The sequence below is a fragment of the Lamprobacter sp. genome (genome assembly GCF_034860625.1).
Classification (GTDB): domain Bacteria; phylum Pseudomonadota; class Gammaproteobacteria; order Chromatiales; family Chromatiaceae; genus Lamprobacter.
Genome location: NZ_JAYESN010000112.1, coordinates 1 through 12,278 on the forward strand (window position 1 = coordinate 1; position 12,278 = coordinate 12,278).

Here is a 12,278-nt window from a genome sequence, read left to right on the forward strand (position 1 = left end):
CATCGTCAAGAGCTTCGGTTGCAGCATCGTCGGCGCTGAAGCAAACTCAGGGTCGAAAGCCCCGCATTGAACGCAATCGCATCACAAAGATGGACCTGCAGCGAATCATCAGCGCATTCCCCTCAGGCCGAACAACAGGGGAACTTCTGCGCATTCTCGGGTACGACCTTGATCCACCAAGGCGGCGCGAGCTGCTCACCGAGCTATACCGCCTGACTCGAAGCGGCCACATCGTTCTAGAAGCGGATCGCAAATGGCGTGTGATCACGAGAGCGCAAACAGCGGCACCCAGCACCACCACATCCTCCTCCTCCATCGATTCACCTCCCGAGCACAAGGCTTCAGAAAGCTTGTCGCAAAGTATCCTGCTTGCTGTTCCCGCACGCTTTGAGCAGATAGCCACAGAGATCGCACCCGAGAGACCGGATGGTATTGCACTGGCGGCCCCTTCTGCGCAGGCCCTCCTGCGCTATTATGCTTCAACCTTGCGCGCCGATCCGCGTGGCGCCATGGCACAGGGACCAGACCGTCACGGGGTAAAATTCCAACTCCTGGCAGGCCGTGGCATCTGGTGGAGCGGTACCGAAAGGGTAGGTCGAATCTGCATTGAATTAGACAACCTACCCGCACACTTCCGGGAAGCGCTCATTCGCCGGGAAAACCTTGAAAACGCTCTAGCCATAGGATGGCCTCTGGCCGTTGGGCGCAAGATCGGCGTGCCTGTGATCTGGCCGATCGGCCTCATCGCTGCACGCTGGGAACGCCATGCCACGCAGTTACAGATTCTGATCGAGACCGCATCGGTCATGGTCAACCCGGACTGGATCAAGGCCGCGGCACGGAGCACGGCGTGGACAGAAGCTGGCTTGCGCGAGGTTTTCAGCAACAGCCAAGGCTCTGAGCCAACTGCGAGCTCAGGACTGTCTCCAACAGAATTCCTCGATCGACTCAAGGAGGCCATGGCCTCCGCGATTCGCGGTCGCCTCACAGGACTCCTGACGCAAGCTCGGCTAGACTCCGCAACGCCGGGCATCTTTGATGCGATGGGCCTCTTCTTACATGATGAAGAGAGCTTTACCGCCGGCGCCGCGCGAGATCTCGATGCGCTCGCCGACTGGTCAACGGAGCAGTTATCGCAGACGGCACTTGGCGCCTTACTCGGCCACACCACGCCACCCATAGAGCAACCCGCTCCGGCTCTCAACGTCGGTCCACTCAACGCCGAGCAACTCCAAGTCTGCGCCTCGGCGATGCGCCATACGCTGACCGTTGTAACCGGTCCACCAGGCACGGGAAAAACTGAAACCATCGTCTCTATCGTCGCCTCCGCGCTGGCCAAGGATCAGCGCGTGCTGGTCGCATCCAAGAATCACCAAGCGCTCGATGCCGTCGAATCGCGCCTGCAAGCGATTGCAACCGACGCCCCGTTTATGGTGCGGACGCTCGATCCTCGTACCGAGCGCGACCAGTCCTTAAACGACGTTCTTGGACAACTCATCAATCAGCCGGCCGCCTCAATACCGCCGCCTGACGAGATGACGCTCTCCGGGCTCGCCCAGCTTATAAGCCAACGTGACCAGGCACTCGCCCTTCAGGCCGAACGGCGCCGCCTCCATACCCGGCTGGCCGAGCATATTGACCGGCGCAACGCGCGCCAACAGCGGCCCCCGGGCAACTCGACACCAACCTCAGCCAAACCAGCACGAGGACGACTCGCTAAGCTGATGGACTGGTTTCGACGCCCAAACCCAGCCTCAGTACAAGACACCGAGGGCAGCCTGCCCGATGGCGCTGATCTAGTCACTCTGGAGCACTGCATTCGCCGGGATCGAAATAAGCTCGCAGACTTGCCAGAACCGACCGATCCGGTAGCACTTGGTGAGCAAATCGCCCTTTTAGCCAAGCCCGTGCTGGCACAGCATCTCAGGTCGCTGGCATCGCTGACCGAGTCGGATCGCCTCGCGCTGACCAACGCTTACCGCGACCGTCAGCTCGACGGAATGACGCAACCTGACTACCCGCTTGCCGCGCAGGTCATCGGACACCGACCACTCTGGCTGGCCAGCATCCTCGGCACACCCCGGCGCTTACCACTGCACGCAGCCCTGTTCGATCTCGTGGTCTTCGACGAAGCAAGCCAGTGCGACATTGCCTCAGCGCTTCCGTTACTCGCACGAGCGCGTCGCGCAGTGGTGGTTGGAGACGAGCGACAACTTGCCTTCATCCCGCAGATCGGCGCACGCCAGGACCGGAATTTGATGACCGCCCAGGACTTGCCAGAAACCGGCATGGGCCGCTACGCACAAGGCCGATGCTCGCTGTTCGATCTCGCTCGCTCTCAAGAAAATGTCCCTGCAATCATGCTCCGAGAGCAGTACCGGTCGGCGCCTCAGATTGTCGAGTATCTCAACCAGAGTTTTTATGGCAACCGCTTGCGCTCAGCAATCGACGAACGCCAGTTGAAGGTTCCGCGTGGGGCCAAGCCGGGACTCGTCTGGACCGACGTTCCAGGCCGGTCCGGCTTGCAGCAGCGCGGAAGCAACGTCAACGAAGAAGAAGCGCAGGCGATCACCAAACACCTAGAAACGCTGTTCCTGCAAGAACAATATGGCGGCAGCGTGGGAATCATCACCCCCTTTCGCCACCAAGTCCTTGCGCTTGAACGCGCACTCCAATCAGCGCTGCCTGCGGATACCCTCCAAACTGCCGATCTTCGCGTTGCAACCATCGATGGCTTTCAAGGCCAGGAGCGGGATCTCATCCTGTTTTCACCGGTCGTCTTTTCCGGCAGCCCTCATAGCGGACAACGCTTTTTCGAAAACGACTGGCGCCGTCTGAACGTGGCGATCAGTCGAGCCCGTGCCGTCGTACACATTTTCGGCGATTTAGCCTTTGCTCGCTCCGGTCAGCTCCGATCACTCACAACGCTCGCCGCACGCGCCACCGAGCCTCCGAAACGCGGCGGAGAGACGGTATTCGATAGCCATTGGGAGCGCATTGTTGATTCTGCTCTCAGGCAACGGGGTCTTGACCCGATCCCTCAGTATGACATTGCAGGAAGACGATTAGATTTCGCGCTTTTTGGCACAAACGGCACCAAGCTCGATCTCGAAGTCGACGGACGCCGCTATCACCAAGACCCGGATGGATTTCGCAAACTCGATGACTATTGGCGCGACCATCAGCTTCGTTCCCTGGGTTGGCGGGTTCGCCGCTTTTGGGTCGATGAGCTCGACCATGATCTACAAGCCTGCATTGACCTTGTTGAACAGGACCTTCGCTAATGCGCACAAATACCCTCATTGCGGCAATCTCGGCACTGGTTGCACTCACTGTTGTTGCCTTTCTCTTTTTTCAGATTCGGGCTTTAGACACCCGCTTCATGTCGCTCGAGGCAAATAGCGATAGCTTAGAGAGCAATATCGTCAGGCTGCAGCAAGAAAAAGACAGATTGCTTCAGCAAAACGATACACTCAACGAACAGATGCTCAGTCTTAGCAATGAGCGCGAACAATTAGACCGCCAAGTCGCTAATGCACGCGTCGATGCCCAAAAGGTGATTGAGCTACAAGAACAGGCCGATGCTGCCGAACGCAAACAACAGGAAGCCGAGGCCAAACTCGCATCGCTCGATCAGGAGCGCACAGGTGCCGAGCGCGCACTCGCATCGCTTCAAGCAAGCATCAAAGAGCTCACACCTAATGTTGAACGCGCAAGAAGTCAGCTTGATCGGCTCACTACTGAACAGACCGATCTTGAAGTCCAGGTAGAAACACTAAAACAAACGGTCACCGATCAAGCACAGCAAAAAAGCCGTCTTCAAGAACAAATCGCTGAATTCGATGGACAGCTCAGCAAGCTACAGGAGGCACGATCAACGACAGCCAGCCTGCGCGACCAGGCTGCCGCCCTGGAAGCAGACACTAGCGAGCGGCAAAGGCAGCAGCAGCAACTCACCGAAGACAACGCAAAGCTCCGAACAGAGACCGAGACAACGCGCGAGGAACGAGATCGGCTGCGCACTGAGATCGCAGGCTTAAAGGCTACCGAGTCGAGTCTACGTTCTGCGCTGGAACCGTTAGAACGCCGGGCAGACAGCCTGAACACGACGCTAGAAACCCTACAACGCCAAGAGGCCAGTCTGCAAACTCAGATCGAATCAGCGCAAGAAACGCTTTCCGAACGTGAGCAACGTCTATCTGAATTGACCACGGAACTCAATTCCACTCGTAGTACGTTATCTGAGGCCAGGAGTCAGGCCCAGACGATCCAAGCCAATTTTGTCCAACTCCAAGCACATGTGGCTGAAAAGGAATCGCGAAGCATCACTTTAAATGAACAAATCAGAGCATTAGAAGAAGCGATTCGCACGCAGGAAAGCCGCCGCGAGGCAACAGAGACAGCACTAAAGGAACAAGGTGAGCGCTTATCTGAAGCGGAGCAAAAACTGCTCGAAACACGTGAAACAGTCAAAACGATCACTGCTGAAATACTGACATCTCGCGATGAGCTTTCCGTACTCCGCGAAGCCATCGCCCAGCGAACGATCAGTCGCAGTGGGCTTGATGATGAGATCACGCGCTTACGAGAAGAGCAAAAACGACTTGATGCTGAAGTAAAAACGCGCACCGAGGCCTTGGCAAAGCTTGCAGATGACTGGACGGAAAAGCGCGCCGAGATCAACCAAACATCGCGGGATTTATCTGCAATTCAGCAGCAGCTGACTCAGACGCGCGGAACATTAGAAGCGCAAATAACCACACAAGAGCAACTATCCACTGAAATTGCAAGATTGAAACAAGAGCGCGAATCTTTTAAGACTCCGCAGCGAGATAGCCAACAATGAGAGACATCAGACACCAGTCTCGTTCTTCACCTATTAGTCCCGCTCAACAAAAAGCGCGAGATATTCTCCCCGCTGATTAATCACGGAGCTACTTAATATGGATCTGTTCACACTGTTCGCCCTTGGCAGTCTAGCTCTTATGGCCTTGATCGTTGTTGAACTGGCACTCGCGATCAGACACGACCAAGTTGTTCGAAACGCAGGACCTCAACAACAGCATGCTGCACTGATTGCACAAGTTGATGCGAAACGCCAGGAATTAGTCGATATCGACGAAAAGCTCGCGGAAAGAACAGCGGCTTTACGAGATTTCGCAGAACGACAGGCTGAAGTTGACGCCTTGATACGACAGCGGGACGAACTGCTTAGCGAATATCAAATGCTAGATGACCGTCGACAAGAGATTCGCGAGCTTGATCGCGAAACGGAAGCGGCGATCACGAAGCATGCGGAGACAGCCCGCCTATTGCTCGAGAAGGAAGAGGCATTGAGTGCCATCCAGCACAAGATTGACCGTGCTGATGAATTGATCAAGGAACTGGATCAACTCGAAGATAGCAAGAAAGCCCTGACCTCCGAGGTTGAGTCGCTGCGGCAAGAGACCAGCGACCTTCGGCGTCTGGAGGCCGAGGCTGAAACAGTCCGTGCATCGACTGAAGAACTGCGCCGCGAGATGGCTCGCCTAGAAGCTTCAGCCGAACACCTCCAAGAGCGCCGATCAGCCGCGCTGGCTGCCGCTGAGGCTACCGAAACAGACCTAGCCGCGAAGCTTGTGCAGCAATCAGAAGCCCAGGCCGCCGCTGCCGCTTCTGCCGAAACCCTACGTCAACTCGAAGAGCAGCGCGCCCCACTGGAGGCTCGGCTTGCCTATTTGCAGCGTGAATCCGCGCGTGCAACGGGCAAGGATAGCGAGGGCGATGGGCTGGCGGTGTTGCAAGTGCCTCCAGTTTTCCTCAGCTACCTCCAGAAGTTGCCGAAACACGCGAAGGAAACTGGAGAAGAAGAAGCACTGAAACGCGTCGAAGAGCGCATGCAGCTTCTTGGATTGACCTATCCATCACGCACCCTGAGCGCGTTCCATACCGCCATGAAGGTGAACGAGACCACCCAGCTGACAGTGCTTGCGGGTATCTCCGGGACGGGTAAGAGCCAATTGCCAAGGCAATGGGCCTCAGCCATGGGCATCGGATTCCTCCAAGTTCCAGTGCAGCCACGCTGGGATAGCTCACAAGACTTGATGGGGTTCTATAACTATATCGAAAGCCGGTTTCGCCCCACCGAGATGGCGCGTGCACTCTATCATCTTGACCAGTTCCACTGTCCAACAGAGAGCCAGGATCTGAGTGATCGGATGCTGCTTATCCTGCTCGACGAGATGAACCTCGCTCGCGTTGAGTATTACTTTTCCGACTTCCTCAGTCGGCTTGAAAGCAGACCTCCACGCAGTGCTATCGATGATCCAGCATTACGCAAAGACGCTGAGATTGAGCTTGAAATGCCAATGCCCAACCATCAATCAGCGCCGCGTATTTTCCCGGGCTACAACGTTCTCTTTGCGGGCACAATGAATGAGGACGAAAGCACCCAAACGCTTTCAGACAAGGTCATTGATCGCGCAAATCTATTACGGTTCTCTGCTCCAAAGCGAATTGCACCAGAGACATCTCCAGCAGAAGCGACGAACCCAAAAGCGCTTTCCCGCACAGACTGGGAAAGCTGGCAAAAAGAGGTGCGCAGCTTACCGACCGCCGAGCAAAACCGCCTGCATGAATACATCGACAGCATGGCGGCACTAATGACAAAGCTACGCAGGCCGATTGGCCATCGTCTTGGCCGCGCCATGATGAGTTATGCTGCAAACTATCCTGCCGTCAGCAAAGCGTTCGACATGCGAACACCCCTGGCTGATCAAGTGGAAATGCGCCTACTACCAAAGCTGCGTGGCGTTGAAGTTGAAGATCTGTCGGCAGCATTTGACAATCTCGCACGCTTTACTGGAGAGGATCTCGGTGACGAGGTACTTGCCGAGGCGATCCGCGCCTCGGTCGACGCAGCTCGGGATGGCATTGGCCAATTTGTTTGGCAAGGTGTGATTCGCTCGTGAAACTGCTCAGACGCCCTTGGTCTGATGCCGACGAGGGTATGACAGCATTTGGACCTGATGACTGTCTATTGATCGCGGTCGACCCCACTGGGCACAAAAAGCCGGTCTTCCCAAGGCTTCTCGATTGGAAGCAGAATGGGCAGGATCGCGAATTACGCCTACTCCCTTACCCCAAGAGCGGCCACACCCAAGGCCCTCCTCCTGCGATCGGTTTGCCCGCACGCCCGAAACCGGGGCTAGAACCTCGAACCGACGAAGAACGCGTTGCCCTTGCTGCCCTGCAGCGCATGACAACCATGATGGCGCGCGTACAGGAGGTCGAGCCGTCGCTCGATGATCCAGCCCACTTCTGGTCACGCCTGGCCGCGGCCTGGCGTCGTGCGGAAGATGAAAGCGACCCACGCATGGCCGAAATTGTTCGGCAAGCGAAGACGGTACAAACCCGGCTACGACGACTCGAGGGCCATCTGCGGCGGGTACTCCGACGCCATCGAGAGTTGATCCAGCTGGATCGGGTCCAGGAGATGGACCGTGCGAGCATGCTCTGGCTAGCACGCCAACCTGGTGGTTCGGTCGCTGAACGTGCCGGCGCCGAACAACGCATCCTGAGTACCACCCGACGCGAGCACTTCGACACCCTGGAAAATCGTGTGCTGCATAGCTACGCGATCTTAGCGGCTAACGTCGCGCGCGAATGGTTACGCGAGCATGATCGTGCAAGAGCCCACGAGCGCTATAAGCTCGTCGACCGCTACCGACGCTATTGCCGACGTCTCGCTCGTTCACTTGCAGAGCAAGGGATCACGCGCGCGGAGCCTGGCATCACGCCCAACTATGTGCTGACAGAAGATCCAGATTACCGAGAGGTTCGCCGAGCCTGGGAGCGCCTACTGCGCATCGAACGAACGACCGATGACCTCTGGGCTTGGCAGGCTGAAAGTTGGACCGACTTTTGTACGTTAGCGGTCATCCTGGGACTTGAACGTCACACTGAAGCTCGCCTATTGGCGCAATATCCAATCGTTTGGAAACCAGAAGCCAATCGCGGTCGATGGTTTGACCATGCTAACCCGCTTGCGGTTTTTGTCATCGAAAGTAGTCAAAGAATCGTCGAAATACACTCCCGACCGAAAGCGCTGCCTACGCCACAAGCGCGTCTTGGCGCGTTTCTTTGGCTATGGATTATGGACATAAAGACCTCCTCAGCTGGGTTATGGCTACCAATCTGGACACCTCACACGTTTACGCGCTTGAACCTTGAACAGGATGCGACTGAAGCCAGTCGTGCACTTCTGCAAACAAGAACGTCAACAGATCATCCAGCGATTGGAAATGCACTACTTTTAACCCAAGCGCATGGCGATCCAGAAACCATTGTCATAGAAAAGGGGACGATCCGGCTTCATGCCGTTGCACTCGATGCCTCAGGCAATGGACTGGTAGAAGGACTGGATGCGATCTTTGATTTTCTGACTGCGAACGTCGTTACAGGGCAGGAGTCATGAAGCGATTAGCAGGCTATGACCTGAATGGCTGGCGCGATCTCGCGATCAGGAACTGGCTCAAGCAGCCCGGCGAGGACGACGAGACGGGCCGAAGGGTTCAGGTCTCCGGAGGGATTAGTAGCGCTATTGTTGCCTTAGGCGCCAATGAGAAAACCCCTCAACCCTATGTTGGTGGCGTACAGGCCTTACTGGCCGCGCACGGATGTGGACCAGCCTGGGGGAGCTTAGGCGAGGCCTGGCGACGCCGTTCGGTGCTTGCGGCCTTGGGTGATGACAGCACAGGTGAGCAGATTGCTGCCTCACTCATCGCGATGGCGCCCTCACCGGATATCGCTGTACTCGCCATCGCCGATACCGGCGATGTCAGCGAGCTTGACCAAGAGCGATTACTCCATGCGCTGAAGCTCGTTGGCGCCCAAAGACGATTACTGGTTTGGCGCCCTGTACTTGCGATCTTGGCGATGGCAGACATCGACAAGTACCCAGATCGCTCTCGAATTGGCATTATCAGCCATACCGCTGATGGCTTCTCGACACAAATCCTGACCTTGCGACAGGGTGAGGTTACAGCGCCAGAGCGACGGGATGCTGGTCGAAAGCATCGTTCTCAGGCTTGGGGGCTGGCTCATCTGCGCGAGCGAGCCGCTGAGCAACTGCTCAAGACCTTACACCTCGAGTCAACCGAAGATATCGCCTGCACAGGACTGATTGACGCTCTCGCCCTCGGTGAGACACCCATACCGACACCCATTCGAATAGATGAAGGCCGCTGGCGAGCTTTTGCGCCGCTAACATCGTTATCTTTACCATTAACACTATCGTTACCAGCAGGCTGCTTTCCAGCAGCACTCACCGATATATTCTGCGATTGTGCGGCTGTGAAACTTGATACACCACTTGCCACGCAGAGTGCTATCACTCTTGCGGAAAGATTAAGTCAACACTTGGGCCTTGAAGTATTAGCCCTCTCTGAAGGCGATGTTGCCTCTGGCGCTTTTCATGCAGCCGAGCGCATCCAACATGATCAACCAATCTATTTTGACTTTCTGCCCCAAGTGTCGACGATCGTAGAAGGCAAGGAAGGCGCTGAAAATCACAATCTCATTGGTGCTGACGAGTTGTTACCGGCAGGAAAACTATATCGTAGCCCGACCCCAGCACGTTTTGCTTTCCAGCCGAATCAGGAAGCGATTGAGGTGTATCTCAATAAGCAAGGGGCTCAGTGGCCAAGGCTTGCTAATATTCAGCTCCCGGAACCTGCGAGAACGGCTACAGTCGTTGAGTTAACGCTCGAACAACAGCCAGCCGCAGGCAGAGCCCGCTTGATGCTGCAAGCGCAGGATGAACCTTTAAGTTACCTTGTCGACTGGAACGATGCTAAAGTTATCAAACAAAGCTGGCACGCACTAATCGAGAGCCTACAGCCTCAAAGACCAGTGGTTTTAGACCGACTTGTATTGCCGTCAGGCATTGAGCTGTGGGAAGGATATGGTCGCAGGCACAAGGGCTTATCAACACTCCTCCAGCAGAATGTGAAAAAAGATAGCCCTGACTGGAAAGCATTGGCGGACTGCGCAACACAACGTTTCATGGGACAATATGCCGTCGATAGTGATGGCAATCTCCCGCGTAAAATACAAAAAAGAGATACCCAAGCCCTTGATGAGATGCTAGCTCGAGCAGAGCGAGAGATGCGTCTGCGTATTAAATCACAAGTGATACCAGACAATCATCCACTGCGTTTTGCAACTTGGACGTTCAAGCGCTGTCCAGAGAGTCTCGTTGAATTGCTAATGGATGCGCTCGGCGCACAAGTCGGAGGGCATCCACTCATCCGACATATTTCGCATAGAATGCTCGTTTATCAAGGGATTGGGCGCGTACTGCGCGATAAGGACCAGATTAATCAGGTCATTTCCCACCTGCTCCATCTACCAATAGGAAGGTGGAAGCGTGACCAGACTGCGTGCATGGCTTTTTTACTCTCACGAACTGATGAGGCACCAAGATTACTCGACAAGGAACAGATCGACTTTCTATCGAAGGTTGCCGAAAAAAGGTTGCTTGAAGAAGTTGGTGGGACTTACCAAGTGGGTTTTGTCAACGCGCCAGCCTTCACTGCTGGACTGTTGCGGTTTCGCCTCAAAGATCCCTATGCTTTAGTGCTCGGGGCAGATCCTTCTGCAGACAGACTTGCGAGTGGTTTAGATGCCGTTATCAAAGATTTAGCTGAAAAGCGACGCCAACAGCAACGACTAGAACGTCATTATCAACTGCTTAAAGATGTCCGAGAAGCATTGGAAGGCAGCGCGAAACACACTAATCTCTTGACGCGCATTTGGGCGCTCGAAGACGAGTGAGTGTGTATTCTTGGAGATGAGCAGGCCGACTTTCAACTCAAAAAAAGAGCTTGTAGTTCTGTAGGCGTCAGCATGCAGATGGTCTTGTCTCAAACTTCAGCTGCGCGATCATATGCCCGCAAGTGATCATCCAGCGACCAGATGTAGACACGACGCCCACGATTCTGTGCACATAGGCGCTGCCAATCGTGAATGATCGATAGATCGCCCAGGCCGCTGCCACTCATGGCGTGGTCTGGAAATTCGTTCAGCCACGCCTGCAGTTCAGTCGCTTGCAGGAAGCTGATCGGCTTGAAGGGGGACTTGACCGGCCAAGGCGGTTGATACTTCGCGCACGAAACGCTGTGCGCATCGCCGGCGCGCACCGCCATCACCGTTTTGACCAATATGGTTGCCAGTTTCAAGGATCGTTGCCATCGGCAAGAACAAGGACTCGCGTTTCTGGATACGCTCTCCGATCTGGGTCAGGATGGCCTCATGCTGGGTCGCCTTGCCTGGAACATCCAGAATCTCCACGAAGACCGAGGTATCGAGCAGACAAATGGCCGTCATCCGCCATACCCTGCCTGCCCTGTCTCGCGCAGCTTGCCCAGCCAGTCCAGTGCCGCTGCTTGGCGCTGCTCCGCTGTGCTCTCGTCCTTGACAAAGCGATCGAGCACGCGCTGTGTCATCAATTGACCGAGCGGGCCTTGAGCAATAAGCTCCGGGTAGCGATCCAGGTCGCCAAGACGTACCAGTCGGCTGTCACCATCGACGGGGTCACGATAACAACAGACCACATCGCCCAAGGCATCGTCGGGCAAGGCATCGAGCAGCGCGGGATTGTGCGAGGTCAGCAGCACCCGCAGGCCACGCGCGGATGCAATGCCGCGGATCTGCCGGACCAGGGCCTCGGCACGACTGGGATGCACGCCATTGTCGATCTCCTCGATGATGACGAGGGCACCCTGAGGCGCCGTCAGCAAGGCGGCGCCCACTGCCAGCACTCGGAGGGTACCGTCCGATAGCAGCGGTGCATCCATGGTGCGCTGCTGGTCACCGAAGGATTCTACCAACCGCACCATCAGGTCGTTTCGGTCCGTCTTGATGAATTGGACGTCAGTGATGTCCTGCTCGGGCAGCGACCGAATGAAGTCCAGCAATGGCGCGATGCCATGCTCGGCATTGGCGATCTTGTAGAGCACAGCCGACAGGTTGCTGCCGTCTTCCTTGATGACGTCATCCTTGGCATAGGCGTAATCGCGCATCCGCGATGGATGCGGATCGAGGAAGACGATTTCTCGCAGGGTCTCGCGCAACGATCGGACCACTTTGGGGATGATGCGCTGCGATGTGCTGTGAGCGGCTTCGAAGCGCCCTGGCGTTTCCAGTTGGAAAAAGATGGCCTGGCGGTTTGAACAAGGGATATGCGGCTTGATCGGTCCGCGGAGGAAGTTGTTGTAGGCGACACCGATCTCGTCCGT

General features: G+C 56.0%; 7 protein-coding genes. 5 read left to right on the top strand and 2 right to left on the bottom strand.

The features are described from left to right. The first annotated feature begins 716 nt into the window (after nt 1-716). The 5 genes from VBE63_RS20205 (at nt 717) to VBE63_RS20225 (ending at nt 10,815) form a co-directional block, all read left to right on the top strand. Nucleotides 717-3,284 (top strand): AAA domain-containing protein, encoded by a 2,568-nt coding sequence (locus VBE63_RS20205; protein WP_323684822.1) that lies wholly within the window; start codon nt 717-719, stop codon nt 3,282-3,284. Then, nucleotides 3,284-4,846 (top strand): hypothetical protein, encoded by a 1,563-nt coding sequence (locus tag VBE63_RS20210; RefSeq protein ID WP_323684823.1) that lies wholly within the window; start codon nt 3,284-3,286, stop codon nt 4,844-4,846. Before VBE63_RS20205 ends, VBE63_RS20210 begins: the two co-directional genes overlap by 1 nt. Before the next feature lie 97 nt (nt 4,847-4,943). Continuing rightward, nucleotides 4,944-6,950, top strand: a complete 2,007-nt coding sequence (locus VBE63_RS20215; RefSeq protein WP_323684824.1) for a hypothetical protein — start codon at nt 4,944-4,946, stop codon at nt 6,948-6,950. Between the two features lie 68 nt (nt 6,951-7,018). Next, nucleotides 7,019-8,455, top strand: coding sequence for a hypothetical protein (locus tag VBE63_RS20220; RefSeq protein WP_323684825.1), 1,437 nt, complete (start codon nt 7,019-7,021; stop codon nt 8,453-8,455). After that, nucleotides 8,452-10,815 carry a hypothetical protein gene (locus tag VBE63_RS20225; RefSeq protein WP_323684826.1) on the top strand — a complete coding sequence of 788 codons (2,364 nt, stop codon included), beginning with the start codon at nt 8,452-8,454 and terminating at the stop codon, nt 10,813-10,815. Before VBE63_RS20220 ends, VBE63_RS20225 begins: the two co-directional genes overlap by 4 nt. Nucleotides 10,816-10,904: 89 nt before the next feature. On the opposite strand, the gene VBE63_RS20230 is transcribed toward VBE63_RS20225, so the two are convergent. Together VBE63_RS20230 and VBE63_RS20235 are read right to left on the bottom strand one after the other, a co-directional pair. Further along, entirely contained in the window at nt 10,905-11,219 is a 315-nt protein-coding gene (locus VBE63_RS20230; RefSeq protein WP_323684827.1) for a hypothetical protein, read from the bottom strand. A gap of 144 nt (nt 11,220-11,363) precedes the next feature. Beyond that, nucleotides 11,364-12,278: ATP-binding protein (locus tag VBE63_RS20235; RefSeq protein ID WP_323684828.1), on the bottom strand; the 915-nt coding region annotated here is incomplete at its 5' end.

Coding starts and splice junctions, on each gene's coding strand:
- VBE63_RS20210 (WP_323684823.1), top strand. CDS start 3,284: ATGCGCACAAATACCCTCATTGCGGCAATCTCGGCACTGGTTGCACTC.
- VBE63_RS20215 (WP_323684824.1), top strand. CDS start 4,944: ATGGATCTGTTCACACTGTTCGCCCTTGGCAGTCTAGCTCTTATGGCC.
- VBE63_RS20225 (WP_323684826.1), top strand. CDS start 8,452: ATGAAGCGATTAGCAGGCTATGACCTGAATGGCTGGCGCGATCTCGCG.